The sequence below is a fragment of the Cryptosporangium arvum DSM 44712 genome, from assembly GCF_000585375.1.
Taxonomy (GTDB): Bacteria; Actinomycetota; Actinomycetes; order Mycobacteriales; family Cryptosporangiaceae; genus Cryptosporangium; species Cryptosporangium arvum.
Window position 1 is genome coordinate 8,903,427 of record NZ_KK073874.1, and the last position, 12,431, is coordinate 8,915,857.

A 12,431-nucleotide genomic window follows, 5' to 3' on the forward strand; every position below is an offset into this window, starting at 1 on the left:
CATTGTGTAACGCTCGGGTCCGTGGAGGCGCCTTCTCAGTCGCGGGCAGCGGTCGGATCGGCCCAAGCGTCCACCTCGAGTGCGTCCCCGACCGAGATCTTGCCCCCGCGCACCACCGAGATCTTGACGCCGAACGCCAGGCCTCCGGGTACGCGGCGGTAGGTCGCGAGCATGCGCAGCGGCTCCGGGCCGCGTTTCCGGCCGGTCTCCTGGTCCACGGTGACCACCGCGCACCGCAGGCAGAGCTTGGCGAACGCCAGCTCCGCGTCGCCCACCCGGAAACGCCGGAGCCGGTCCTCGGCGTGCGGCTCGTCCCACCCGTCGACGACGATGTTCGGCCGGAACCGGGTCATCGGCAGTTCGTGACCCAGCCGGTCCTGGAGGCCCCGGAGGGAAGCGCGGGACAGCAGCATCAGCGGCGAACTGTCGGCGTAGCTCGCGGTGCCGTCGGTCTCCCCTTTGGTGACGCGGTCGTGCTCGGGCGGCACCCGCATCAGCCGGTAGGTGCCCTCGAGCACCGTGCCGAGCCAGCCGGCCACGTCGTCGCCCTGGTCGATACCGGTGTAGGGGTCGCCGAACAGCGACACCGGCGTTCTCGGGCCCGCCAGGTCGATGGGTACCACGCAGGGCTCGACACCGGGCGCGCGCAGCGTCAGCGTCGTGCCGTCCTCGGCGACCGTCGGACGGATCACCGCCAGCCGCGGCACCGCCCGCTGCGTGCGGAAGTCGCCGTCGGCGTCGGTGACCAGGAACGCGCGGTCGTGCGCCGGTCCGGCCGGACCGATAGCGAGCGACCCGGCCGGCGCGGCCGCACACGACTTCACCGGATAGGAGGCCAGCTCAACGATCGTCGCCACGGTCCGACTGTATTGCGGCGGCGAGTTCGGACGGGTAGCTCAGGGCGACCAGGTGCCCGCCGGGCACGATCTCCGGCGTGAGGCCGAGCCGCTCCCGCGCGACGCGCACCTGGAAGTCGACCGGGAACAGCCGGTCGTCGCGACCGGCGATCACGCGGGTGGGCACGTCCGGCCAGGCGCGCCGCGGCCACGGCTTCGCGAACGGCGTGCCCGACTGCTCCAGGTTCTCGTCCGCGCCGGTGGCGACGACGTCCGCCGGCACGTCGTGCAGGAACGTCACGGCCGGGTCGAACTCCGCATCCGGGTCGCGCACGTCGAGCTCACGCCGGGCCGGACCCTGCCCGGTCGCCGTCCACCACTCCCCTCCGCTCTCGCCCGGCGTCGGGATCATCGCGTTGACCAGGATCAACCGAGCGACCGGGACGCGGTCGCAGACGAGCGGCACGGTGAACCCACCCATCGACTGACCCACCAGCACGAGGTCGTCGCGCTCCCCGACCGCCGTGTGCCCCCGCTGTTCGAGGATGGGCGCTCCCACCAGCGCCGGGAACGAGCCCGTACGTCGTCATGCCGATCCCCCGGCCGGCGGGCCCGGGAACCGGGTCTCGAAGTCGAGCACGCCGACCCAGCTCGGACGCAACGCGAGCCGGGCGAGCTCGGTGGAGGTGAGCAGGGTCTCGGCCACGGACGACGACCCATACGGGTTGCCCGGCGCGAGTCAGAGCATGCTGACGCAGCGACTCGGCGAGCTGGAACACGCCGAGGTGCTGCGGCGCCGGCAGCTCGGCCCGCCGACGCGCGCGGCGGTCTACGAGCTCACCGGGAGCGGCTACGCGCTCGGGCCCGCGCTCGTCGAGTTGTCGCGGTGGGGAAGCCGCACCGCACTCACCTCCACCGCGGAGTTGTCCGTCGACGCGCTGGCCCTGGCCCTGCGGACGACGTTCGATCCGACCGCCGCGGGTGACGTGTCCGTGCGGTGCGCGCTCCTGCTCGACGACGATCGGCTGGTCACCACCGTGAACGGCGGCCGGTTCGACGTCATCCGCTCCGACGCACGGGACGTGGACGCCGAGATCGAATGCTCAGTAGCCACGTTCCGCCAGTTGGTCTTCGCCCCACGCCCCGGGTCAGCTGAGGTCGGCCCGGTTCAGGCGGAGGACGCCGACGGCGGCCGGCAGCGCTATCCAGAGCAGCGACGACGTGCCGAGCTGGGCCCACTCGCCGGCCTCGACCCCCGGCCCGGCGAGGGGCGTCCGCGACTGCCCGATGTCGAGCCACGGCGACACCCGCTCCAGGCCGGGCACGATCCGCCCGACGAACGTCCACCCGAACGGCACCACGTAGTACACGACGATCGCCGGGGCCGAGTGCCACAGCAGCAGCCCGAACGACGTGCCGAACATCGTCGTCAACCAGTTCACGAGCGTCAGCTGCAGCACCACCGAACCGGAGAACCGCCACTCGCTGCCGAGCAGCAACACGAACGTGATCGCGAACCCCGCCGCCGTCACCAGCAGCGAGAGCACGCTCGCGGCCAGGAACTTCGCCACGACGACCCGGGAGCGAACCGGCACCAGCACGAACGTCGTCAGTGCCGTGCGCTGGGACCATTCACCGGTCACCAGCAACAACCCCAGCAGCGGCGTCAGCACCGACACGGGCTGCTGCGCGTTCGCGACCACCGACGCCCAGGTGCGGTCGTCGGCGAACGCCAGCTGCGCTCCCGTCACGGCCGCGACGAGCACCCCGATCGTCGCCAGCAGGGCCGCGGCCGCGCGGGTGTCCACGGCCTTGCGCAGCTCGACTCCGAACGTCACGACGTCACTCCGGTCAACCGCAGGAACATCGCTTCCAGGTCGTCGCCACCGAGTTCGTCGCGCGTGCCCTGGGCGACGATCCGCCCCCTGGTGATGACGACCAGCCGGTCGGCGCTCCGGTCGACCTCCGCGAGCAGGTGCGACGACAGCAACACGGTGCCGCCCCGGTCCGCGTACGAACGCACCAGGCCGCGCATCCACCAGATGCCCTCCGGGTCGAGCCCGTTGGCCGGCTCGTCGAGGATCAGCACCTCGGGATCGCCGAGCAACGCGTGCGCGACGCCCAGCCGCTGGCGCATGCCCAGCGAGTAACCGCGGACCCGCCGACGGGCGGCGTCAGCCAGCCCGACCTCGTCGAGCAGCGCGTCCACCCGATCGGCGTCGACCCGGAGGACCGCGGCCGACAGCGCCAGGACTTCGCGCCCGGTCCGGCCGCCGTGCTGGGCGGACGCGTCGAGCAGCACTCCGACGCGGCGCCCCGGATCGGGCAGCTCGCGGTAGGGCACGCCGCCGACAAGCGCCTCGCCGGACGTCGGCCGCCCCAGACCGCAGAGCAGGCGCAGCGTGGTCGATTTGCCGGCGCCGTTGGGACCGAGGAAACCGGTCACGGTGCCGGGTTCGCAGCGGAACGAGACGTTGTCGACGACGAGCCGGTCGCCGTAGCGCTTCGTGAGTTCGTGGACGTCGATCATGGCTCCGAGACTCGACGACCGCCCGGCACCGGCACATCGGCCGCCGTACGCGGTCGGGCCCCTACCGAAGTAGTGGGTCGACAGGTCCTTCCGGCACTGCCCCGGCGCACCCCGCGCACCTACCCTGAACTCGTGACACGGCTCCGGGACGGCACCACGGTCCTGGTGACGCTGTGTGCCACCGCGTTCCTGGCGCGGTTCGGTGACCCGCCGTTCCTGCCCTGGTACCTGGCCGCGGCGACGGCAGGCGCCTGCTGCGTCGCGCTCTGGTGGCGTACGCGGTGGCCGCTCGCGCTGGCGCTGGCGTTCACGCCGATCGGGGTCGTGGTGGGTGCGGCGAGCGCGCCGATCACCGTGGCGGTGTTCAGCGTCGCCGTCGCGCACCGGGCGCGGGTGGCGCTGGCCGTGGCCGCCGCGAACCTCGCGACCGTGCCGCTGTTCTTCGTGCTGCACCGCGACCCGGCGTTCCCGATCTGGGTCGACTTCGCGCTGCGCGGTGCGTGCCTCGCCGCCGCGGTCGGCTGGGGGTCGGCCGTGCGGGCGCAGCGGCAACTGGTCCAGTCGTTGCGTGACCGGGCCACCCAGCTGGAGGCCGAGCAGCACCTGCGCGTCGATCAGGCCAGGCTCACCGAGCGCACCCGCATCGCCCGCGAGATGCACGACATCCTGGCGCACCGGTTGTCGCTGCTCAGCCTGCACGCGGGCGCGCTGGAGATCCGCGTCGACGCGCGTCGGGAGGAGATCGCGGAGGCGGCCGGCGTGATCCGCAGCAACACGCACGAGGCGCTGGAGGACCTCCGCGAGATCATCGGGGTGCTGCGGGCCGAGCCCGCGAACGGCGGCGGTGAACGGCCCCAGCCCGACCTCGGTGACCTGCCGGAGCTGGTCGAGACGGCACGCACCGCGGGCACCGAGGTCTCCTACGACTGCGCGGTCGACGCCCTGGTGCCGGCCACCGCCGGCCGCACCGTGTACCGGCTGGTGCAGGAAGGGCTGACGAACGTCCGCAAGCACGCGCCGCACACGGTCGCGGACGTGCGGGTCTCGGGCGCGCCGGGCGAGGGCCTGCAGGTGCGGATCACGAACCCGCTTCCGCTGACGCCGCACTCCGCGGTGCCCGGCGCCGGGCTGGGTCTCGTCGGGTTACGCGAACGGTTCGCGCTGGCCGGCGGTCGCTTGGAGCACGGCTCCGACGCCGACGGCCGCTTCCGCCTGGAGGGGTGGTTGCCCTGGCCGACGTGATCCGACTGGCCATCGTCGACGACGATCCGCTGGTGCGGGCCGGGTTACGGCTGCTGCTGGCCGCCGCCCCCGACATCACGATCGTCGCCGAGGCCGCGGACGGAGCCGAGGCGGCCCGGGTCGTGGACGCGCACTCACCGGACGTCGTGCTGATGGACATCCGGATGCCGAACGTCGACGGGTTGGTCGCGACCGAGCGGCTGCGGTCACGAACGAGCGGCCCGCACGTGATCGTGCTGACGACTTTCTCCGCCGACGACTACGTGCTGCGTGCCCTGCGGGCCGGCGCCAGCGGGTTCCTGCTCAAGGACACGCCGCCGCGGGAGCTGATCCAGGCCGTGCGGACGGTCGTGGCCGGCGACGCGATGTTGTCGCCATCGGTGACCAAGCAGCTGATCGAGCACCTGGCCGAAACCGCTCCCCGACGTGGCCACGCGCGCGTGCTGCTCGATCGGCTCACGGCTCGGGAGCGGGAGGTCGCCCTCGCGGTGGGGCGTGGTGGCTCGAACGCCGAGATCGCCGCTGAGCTGCGGATGAGCCTGCCGACCGTGAAGGCGCACGTGTCCCGCCTACTCACCAAACTCGACGCGGCGAACCGCGTCCAGATCGCGTTGGTGGTGCACGACGCTCTCCGGAGCTGACGCGCGCAGCGCCGCGGTCAGCCACCGCACGGCCGGTTGCATCGACGGGGGCTCGGGCCAGCCGTTGACGCGCGACAGGAGCTGGAAGTAACGCTCGGCGTAGGGGTCGCCACCGATCTCCAGGCGCGTGATCAGCGCTTCCGGGTGCACGGCGCCGAACTCGGAGGCGTAGGCGGCCAGCACGTCGTCGACCACGGGTTTCGCCGCCGCGGACGCCGGGTCGACGCCGGCCGCGACGGCGTCGCCGACGAGCGCGAGCACGTTCCCGGTCAGCGCACCGTGCAGCCCGGTGCGGTCGCCGGCCGCCCGCTCGGCGGCCTGGTGCTCGGCGGCGCGGCGGGCCGCGGCCCGGAACCGCGGGTCCTGGATGAGCTCACCCAGCGCGACCCAGTCGTCGAGCTGCTGGGCGCTCGGGTCGTCGGGCAGCTCCGGCAGCGCCGCGCGCATCATCTCGACGAACTCCGGGTTGGCGTCCAGGTCGCCGAACGTCTCCTCGACGAACGTCGTCACGAGTCGGTTGCGCTCGGCGGCGGAGAGCCGGGCCAGTCGGTGCATGAGGGGAACCTCCGAGGGATCGGTGCCACGGGCCGCGATCAGCGACAGCACCGTGCGGTGGGCGGTCAGGGTGCGGATCTGGACGTCGAGCGCGTCGCCGTGCGCCGCGGCGACCTCGGCGAGCGACACCCGCCGGTCGACGACCCGCCGGATCGTCGCGAGGTCGAGCCAGAGGTCGCGCAGCGTGCGGACCAGCTCCAGGCGCGCGACGGCGTCGACGTCGTACAGCCGGTAACCGGCGGCGCTGCGTGCGGTCGCCGGCACGACACCGGCGTCGGCGTAGAACCGGATGGTCCGGACCGACAGGCCGGTCCGGTGGGCCAGTTCACCGATCGAGTACAGGTCGTCCACGCGAACAGCGTGCGGTCTCCACCGGCTGGAGACTCAAGCGGTTATCGGCCCCGAAGCCGGTCGATCGGCTGAAACAGCGCAACCAGTCGACCGGCATCGCCCGGAGCACCGACGCCCGCTGACGATAACCACAAGAGCCCGAAATCCTGGTTATTTTGGTACGTACTGGTCGACCTCGGGTCGGCTTTCGCGGCGCAGCCGGAGGAAAGCCGTGGTCAGCAAGGCGACCGTGACCACCGTGATCGTGACGTCGCCGAGGATCGCCTCGGCCGGGGACGCGGGGTCGTAGTTCGGCACGACGTACGCCACGACGGCGGACAGCACCAGCGGGCCGGAGAACGCCGCGAGCACGTGTCGCTGGCTCCAGCCGGGGAGCCGGGACCAGCGGACGATCACGACGACGGCGACCAGGATCGCCCCGGCGTTGATCGCGACGCCGGCCCAACCCGGGACGAGGTCCACGCTGGCCGCCGCCGCCAGGGCGACCACCGCGCTCCACATCGCCCACGGCGCCCGCCGCTCCTCCCCCCGTTCCCAGGCCTTCGGCTGCGGCCAACTCCACGCGAGCCGGCCCGGGACCAACGCCAGCACGACGAGCACGACGACGATCGCCACCGCCGCCCCGAGTTGATGCGGCGCGGCGGTGAAGCCCTTGGCGGCGTCGGAGTGGATCAGCAGGCTCCCGAGCACGAACAGCACACCGACGCCGCCGAGCCCCCACCGACCGAGCCACGGCTCACGACGCCCCTCGGCCCCGACGATCGACTCCACGACCGCGATCGGCAGACCGATGCTCAGGACGATGTGGTTGCCGACGTAGTTGAACGCGTCGCCGACGCTGAGCCCGAGGCCCGGCAGCCGGGTCAGGGCCGGGTCACGGATCAGACCGGCGTACTCGGTGTCGTCGAGGTAGCTCGGGTTGAACAGGGACTGATCGACCAACCCGGCCATGTACACGCCGAACGCGGCTCCGAGCAGCGCGATCGACGGCCAGCCGAGGCCGGCGCGCCGGACCGCTTCGCGGACGAGGATCGCCGCGCCGCCGTAGAGCGGACCGAGGAACACCACCACGAGCGGGTAGTCGCGGAGCGCGAACCCGCCCCACGAGCATTCCGCGGCCCACGGCGCCAGTACCCCCAGCGCGACCACGGCGGCGATTCGCCTTCGACGGGACATCGGTGACTCCTCCCAGGTTCCGCCCGGCTCTCCGCCGGCGCATCCCCAGGTTCAGCCGAGCCCCACCCCGTCCTCAGCGCCCACAGGTAGTCCGCCCCTAGACCAAAGTCGAGGCGTGCTCGAGGATCTCGTCCACCGACCACTGGTCGTAGGCGTGCGTACCGCGCTTCGACGCCACCACCGCCCCGCCGGGAGCGATCAAGAAGTCGGCGGGCAGCCCGAGCCGGCCACCCGGCTGGGACAACGCGGGCATCCGGTCCCGGCGACGGATCCCGGCGACGACCGACCGCGCGATCACCGGCCACACGGCGAGGTTCAGCAGCGCCCGACGCCCCGACTCGACCCCCCACTCGCGGTACAACGTCTTGTCCGGGTCCGCGACCAGGGCGAACGGTAACCCCGTCGCGTGCTTCCGCAGCTCGTCCGCGGGCGAGTGGAACACGACGACTTCGTGCACACCGGCGGCGACGAGCTCGTCGTGGCGCTCGACGATCGTCCGCAGATGCAGGTTGCAGACGGGGCACCCGGCGAACCGCCGGAACTGCAGATGAACGAATCCTTCGGTGGGCCGGAGGCTCACGGGCTCACCGAACACGGTCACGACCATCGCCGCCTCCTCGTTAGCGTACGGCTTACGCTTACAACGGTAAGCGTAAGCCGTACGCTGTCAAGGCCATGCCTCGACCTCGGTCTCTCACCACCGATCAGCTCGCCGTCGCCGCCCTCGCGGTGGCCGACCGGCGGGACCTCTCCATGCGCACGGTCGCCGCCGAACTCGGAATGAGCCCGATGGGCCTCTACCGCTACGTGGCCGACCGGGACGAGCTCGAACGACTGGTGGTCGACCACGTCTTCGGCACCGTCGACACCCGGCCGCCGACCGGAGCCTGGGAAACGCAGGTCGTGGCGCTGGCCGAGCGGGTCCGCGCCGCGTTCGCCGCCCACCCGGCCGCGGTGACGCTGACGCTCACCCACCGGCACCGCTCGCCCGGCGCCCTACGCTGGGCCGAGTCGCTGCTCGCCGTGCTCACCGAGGCCGGGTTCGCCGACCGGGAGCGCGTCGTCGCGGTGCGGGCGGTGTTCAGCTATCTGGTCGGCGCGATGCAGCTTGAGCACCTCGGCCCCCTGTCCGGAGCGGGCACCCGGGCACTGGCCGAACTGCACCCGGACGAGTTCCCCCACACCAGCGCGAACGCGCGCCGCGCGCTGAGCCTGCCCGCCGACGAGGAATTCACCGACGGCCTGAACGCCTTGCTCCGCGGCCTGGCCGCCCCGGGGTCTACGCGTGCGCGTCGCTGACGTCCCGCCAGCTGTCGTGGGGGTCGCGGAGGTGCTTCTCGGCCTCATCGACCGCCTCGTCGAGGCTGTCGAACAGCGCCAGCCACCGCCGGCCCTCCGCGCCGCCCTGGGCCACCTCGACCTCGAACCGGGTGCCGTCACCGCGTACGTAGACGTCACGGCGCCCCAGCCGCCCCCACTGCTGGTTCCACCAGTGCCGGACCACTCGCATGACCACAGCTTACGAACACACGTTCGACGATGTACCCACCCTGAGGAGGGTTGATGGACGACTTACGGTTCCGCCCGGTCGCCGAGAAGGATCTCGTCCTGTTCCAGCGGCTCCGCACCGATCCCGAGTTCTGGGGTCCGGGCTGGCCCGGGTTCGACGATCCGGGCCAGCCCGCCCGCCGGCTCGCTTCGGACGGGTACTTCAGCGAGTCCAACAGCTGGCTCGTGGCCGAGCGCGGCCCCGACGCCGTCGCCCTACTCAACTGGCGCACGTCGTCGATCGGCGCACCTAGGTTGAGCTGGGAGATCGGCATCGTCGTCGTACCGGAGCGGCGCGGGCAGGGCATCGGCTGGCGCGCCCAGGCCATGCTCTGCGACTACCTGTTCGACCACGGACCGGTCCAGCGGATCCAGGCCGGCACCCGGGTGGAGAACATCGCCGAACAGAAGTCGCTGGTGAAGGCCGGCTTCCAGCTGGAGGGCCGCGTCCGGGCCGCGGAGTTCGCCGACGGCGAGTGGCGCGACGGCCTGCTCTACAGCCGCCTACGCACCGATCCGGCTCCCGACCTCTCGTGAGCCGAAGAAGCCGCTGACCTCCTCGACGAAGAGCGACGGCACCTCCAGGGCCGCGAAGTGGCCACCCCGGTCGTACTCGGCCCAGTGCACGATGTTGTTCAGCGGCTCGGCGTACTTCCGGATCGCGACGTCCTCGGCGAAGTTCGCGACGCCGGTCGGCACCGACGACGGCGTCGGCCACCGCCCGGAATGCATCGACTCGTAGTACATCTGCGCCGACGACGCCCCGGTGTTCGTGAGCCAGTAGAGCGTCGCGTGGTCCAGCACGTGCGCCGCGGCGATCGAGCCCGCCGGGTGCGCCCAGTCGTGGAACTTCTCGCCGATCCACGCGAGCTGCCCGGCCGGCGAGTCGGCGAGCCCGAAGCCCAGCGTGTGCGGCCGGCTCGCCTGGATCTGGAAGTAGCCGCTGCCGTCGTCCATGAACTGCTGCCGACGCTCCAGCCGCGCCTTCTCCGTATCGGTGAACTCCCCCTCCGGCTCCTCGAACGGGATGAACCCCACGGTCGCCGCGTTCACGTGCACCGCCGCCACGTGCTCGGCGTCCACCCGGCCGAGATCGGGCGCGACGAACGCGCCGAAGTCCCCACCCTGTGCGAAGTACCGGTCGTAGCCGAGCCGGGCCATCAGCACCGCGTAGGCCGACGCGATCCGGTGGCTGTCCCAGCCCGCTCCGGCCGGACCGGTGAGACCGAAGTTCGGGTGCGACGGGATCACCAGGTGGTAACCGGCTGCGGTGAGCGGCTCGATGACGTCGAGAAACTCCAGAATCGAGCCGGGCCACCCGTGCAGCAGGATCAGCGGCGACGCGTCCGCGTGCGACGACCGCACGTGGAGGAAGTGGATCGACTGCCCGTCGATCTCGGTGACGAACTGCGGGTACGCGTTGAGCCGGGCCTCGGTCGCCCGCCAATCGTGCGTGACCCACTGGGCGAGCAGTTCGTCGAGCCAGGAGACCGGCACCCCACGCGCCCAACCGACGTCGGGCACCTGCGACGGCCGGCGGGTGTTCGTCAGCCGGGTCCGGAGGTCGTCGAGGTCAGCCTGCGGAAATTCGGTGCGGAAAGGTTTCATGCCTCCGACTCTTCTCGCCAATGAGGTCAGCTTCTGTCCTCGTTGCGCGCGAGAATCAACGCATGCTCGAAACGTCCGCGCGCCTCCTCCGGCTGCTCTCGCTCCTGCAGCAGCACCAGGACTGGTCCGGGCCACAGCTGGCCGACCGGCTCGGCGTCACCGTGCGGACGGTCCGCCGTGACGTCGACCGGCTACGCGAGCTCGGTTACCCGGTGCACGGCACGGTCGGCAACATCGGCGGGTACCGCCTGGGCGCGGGGAGCAGCATGCCGCCGCTGCTGCTCGACGACGAGGAGACCGTCGCGGTGGCCGTGGGGCTGCGCACCGCGGCGAACGGCTCGGTCGCCGGCATCGAGGAGACGTCCGTGCGCGCGCTCCTGAAGCTGGAGCAGCTCCTGCCCTCGCACCTGCGCCATCGGGTGTCCGCGTTCAGCGCGTCCACGGTCAGCGCCAACCGTCCCGTCGCCGTGGTCTCCGCCGATCTGCTGACGACGCTCGCCGCGGCCTGCCGCGACCACCAGCGGCTACGGATCGACTACCGGAGCCACGACGACACCGAGTCGCTCCGGCAGGTCGAGCCGCACAAGCTCGTCCACGCCGGGCGCCGCTGGTACCTGGTCGCGTTCGACCTCGATCGCGACGACTGGCGGACGTTCCGCGTCGACCGGCTCCGGCCGTGGACCCCGCCCGGGCCGCGGTTCGTTCCGCGCACGCCCCCCGACCTGGACATCGGCGCCTACGCATCGTGGGCGGTCGGCGTGCAGCAGTACCGCTACCAGGCGCGGTTCACGATGCACGCGCCCGCCGAGCGCGTCGCGGCGAAGGTCTCGGCCGAGGCCGGGCTGATCGAGGCGATCGACGACCACTCGTGCACGCTCCGGTCCGGCTCGAACTCGCTCGACGGCCTGGCGTTCCACGTCACGCTGCTCGGCTTCGAGTTCACCGTGCACGAGCCACCGGAACTGATCGAACGGTTCCGGGTGTTGCGCGATCGCATGAGCGGGGCCCTCGATTGAGGAGTGCGCCGCTTGCGCGCGCCGCGAGGATGGGCGCATGGCCGACGGCTGGGCAGTGGACACCGCGACGCTGAGCGCGCACGCGGCGGCCGTCGCGACGCTGCGTCTCCGGGTCGATCAGGTCGCCGCCGAGTCGGCCGGGCTGCGCTGGGACGACACGTCGTTCGGCTCGCTGGCCGGCTGGATCGCCGAGGCGCTGGAGCGGGTGACGCTCCGGCAGATCGAGCTCATCGAGTACGTCGCGGAGAACTTCGCGCTGATCTCCCAGAGCCTGTGGGAGACCGTCGAGTCGCGGCGGGACACCGAGCCGGTCAGCCGGTGGGCCGTCGGCTTACCCGGGCCGGCCCGCTCCGAGGGCGGCGGCACGATCGTGATCCGCGGCCCGCGTACGCTCCACGAACCCGGCACCCGGTTCGTCGAACTCCTCGACGAGATCCTGGACGGCGCGTGGGTCGATCCGCGCCTCGGCCCGGGCCTGCCTGCGCCCCGGCTCGTCGCCGCCGTCGAACCGGCGGCACCCCGGCCGCTGCGCGGAATTCTCCACGGCCTCACCGGGACGCCGGACGTGGTGGCGTCGCAGGCGGAGACGCTGGAGTCGGGCGCCGCCGAGCTCCACCGCGCCGGAGCCGACCTGTACCGGATCCTCCAGCCGGTGCTGCGCTGGCCGGGCCACGAGGTCGACGAGTACCTCACGCTGATGAACCACAACATCGACGCGCTCGGCCAGCTGGTCGGCACGTCGATGGCGATCGCATCGTGCGCGCGGGCCGCCGATCTGCTCGTCGGGCACGTGCACGACCTGGTGAACGAGCTGGCCGCCGGGGCCGGGCCCGACTTCGCCGCCGTCGAGCTCGGTCACCGGCGCGCGCTGGAACACGTGTCGGCGCTCGTCGCGAGCCTCACCGCGCTGGCGCGGCTGGTGGATTGA

Annotated in this window: 15 protein-coding genes and 2 pseudogenes; 7 read left to right on the forward strand and 10 right to left on the reverse strand. The window is 72.2% G+C overall.

Going from position 1 to position 12,431, the window contains the following annotated elements; translation table 11 throughout:
- Nucleotides 1-35: 35 nt before the first annotated feature.
- Together CRYAR_RS40745 and CRYAR_RS40750 are read right to left on the reverse strand one after the other, a co-directional pair.
- Complete coding sequence (locus CRYAR_RS40745) at nt 36-857, reverse strand: MOSC domain-containing protein (protein ID WP_035858900.1); 822 nt, start codon at nt 855-857, stop codon at nt 36-38.
- Nucleotides 841-1,395, reverse strand: a complete 555-nt coding sequence (locus CRYAR_RS40750; RefSeq protein WP_051571698.1) for an alpha/beta fold hydrolase — start codon at nt 1,393-1,395, stop codon at nt 841-843. The genes CRYAR_RS40745 and CRYAR_RS40750 overlap by 17 nt, the downstream gene beginning before the upstream one ends.
- 187 nt (nt 1,396-1,582) lie before the next feature.
- Here CRYAR_RS40750 and CRYAR_RS51420 point away from each other — a divergent pair.
- Nucleotides 1,583-1,675, forward strand: a pseudogene (locus CRYAR_RS51420) (winged helix-turn-helix transcriptional regulator); the annotation flags it as partial.
- Between the two features lie 11 nt (nt 1,676-1,686).
- Here CRYAR_RS51420 and CRYAR_RS40755 read toward each other — a convergent pair.
- The 3 genes and pseudogenes from CRYAR_RS40755 to CRYAR_RS40765 all read right to left on the reverse strand — a co-directional run.
- Entirely contained in the window at nt 1,687-1,950 is a 264-nt protein-coding gene (locus CRYAR_RS40755; protein ID WP_157018485.1) for a hypothetical protein, read from the reverse strand.
- A 34-nt stretch (nt 1,951-1,984) separates the two neighbouring features.
- Nucleotides 1,985-2,674 (reverse strand): hypothetical protein, encoded by a 690-nt coding sequence (locus CRYAR_RS40760; RefSeq protein ID WP_051571701.1) that lies wholly within the window; start codon nt 2,672-2,674, stop codon nt 1,985-1,987.
- Nucleotides 2,675-2,715: 41 nt separating this feature from the next.
- Nucleotides 2,716-3,366: pseudogene (locus CRYAR_RS40765) on the reverse strand (ABC transporter ATP-binding protein); the annotation flags it as partial.
- 132 nt (nt 3,367-3,498) lie between these two features.
- Between CRYAR_RS40765 and CRYAR_RS40770 the strand changes: the two are divergent.
- Nucleotides 3,499-4,608, forward strand: coding sequence for a sensor histidine kinase (locus tag CRYAR_RS40770; protein WP_051571703.1), 1,110 nt, complete (start codon nt 3,499-3,501; stop codon nt 4,606-4,608).
- Entirely contained in the window at nt 4,605-5,249 is a 645-nt protein-coding gene (locus tag CRYAR_RS40775) for a response regulator (RefSeq protein WP_035869910.1), read from the forward strand. Before CRYAR_RS40770 ends, CRYAR_RS40775 begins: the two co-directional genes overlap by 4 nt.
- On the opposite strand, the gene CRYAR_RS40780 is transcribed toward CRYAR_RS40775, so the two are convergent.
- From CRYAR_RS40780 to CRYAR_RS40790, 3 genes are all read right to left on the reverse strand, one after another.
- On the reverse strand, nt 5,178-6,155 hold the full coding sequence (locus tag CRYAR_RS40780; protein ID WP_051571705.1) for a MerR family transcriptional regulator: 978 nt from the start codon (nt 6,153-6,155) through the stop codon (nt 5,178-5,180). The genes CRYAR_RS40775 and CRYAR_RS40780 overlap by 72 nt on opposite strands.
- 150 nt (nt 6,156-6,305) lie before the next feature.
- On the reverse strand, nt 6,306-7,331 hold the full coding sequence (locus tag CRYAR_RS40785; protein WP_051571707.1) for a hypothetical protein: 1,026 nt from the start codon (nt 7,329-7,331) through the stop codon (nt 6,306-6,308).
- Between the two features lie 97 nt (nt 7,332-7,428).
- Nucleotides 7,429-7,938, reverse strand: coding sequence for a peroxiredoxin-like family protein (locus CRYAR_RS40790; RefSeq protein ID WP_035858905.1), 510 nt, complete (start codon nt 7,936-7,938; stop codon nt 7,429-7,431).
- Nucleotides 7,939-8,006: 68 nt separating this feature from the next.
- On the opposite strand from CRYAR_RS40790, the gene CRYAR_RS40795 reads away from it, so the two are divergent.
- Complete coding sequence (locus tag CRYAR_RS40795) at nt 8,007-8,630, forward strand: TetR/AcrR family transcriptional regulator C-terminal domain-containing protein (RefSeq protein WP_035858908.1); 624 nt, start codon at nt 8,007-8,009, stop codon at nt 8,628-8,630.
- On the opposite strand, the gene CRYAR_RS40800 is transcribed toward CRYAR_RS40795, so the two are convergent.
- A complete protein-coding gene (locus CRYAR_RS40800; protein ID WP_035869917.1) occupies nt 8,611-8,841 on the reverse strand; it encodes a hypothetical protein in 231 nt (76 codons plus the stop codon). The genes CRYAR_RS40795 and CRYAR_RS40800 overlap by 20 nt on opposite strands.
- Nucleotides 8,842-8,894: 53 nt before the next feature.
- Between CRYAR_RS40800 and CRYAR_RS40805 the strand changes: the two genes are divergently transcribed.
- Complete coding sequence (locus CRYAR_RS40805; protein WP_035858912.1) at nt 8,895-9,416, forward strand: GNAT family N-acetyltransferase; 522 nt, start codon at nt 8,895-8,897, stop codon at nt 9,414-9,416.
- Here CRYAR_RS40805 and CRYAR_RS40810 read toward each other — a convergent pair.
- Entirely contained in the window at nt 9,384-10,487 is a 1,104-nt protein-coding gene (locus tag CRYAR_RS40810) for an epoxide hydrolase family protein (RefSeq protein ID WP_035858914.1), read from the reverse strand. The two genes, CRYAR_RS40805 and CRYAR_RS40810, sit on opposite strands and share 33 nt — an antisense overlap.
- Before the next feature lie 62 nt (nt 10,488-10,549).
- Here CRYAR_RS40810 and CRYAR_RS40815 point away from each other — a divergent pair, with 62 nt between their 5' ends.
- Nucleotides 10,550-11,503, forward strand: coding sequence for a helix-turn-helix transcriptional regulator (locus tag CRYAR_RS40815; protein ID WP_035858917.1), 954 nt, complete (start codon nt 10,550-10,552; stop codon nt 11,501-11,503).
- A 37-nt stretch (nt 11,504-11,540) separates the two neighbouring features.
- Nucleotides 11,541-12,431 (forward strand): hypothetical protein, encoded by an 891-nt coding sequence (locus CRYAR_RS44385; protein ID WP_157018487.1) that lies wholly within the window; start codon nt 11,541-11,543, stop codon nt 12,429-12,431.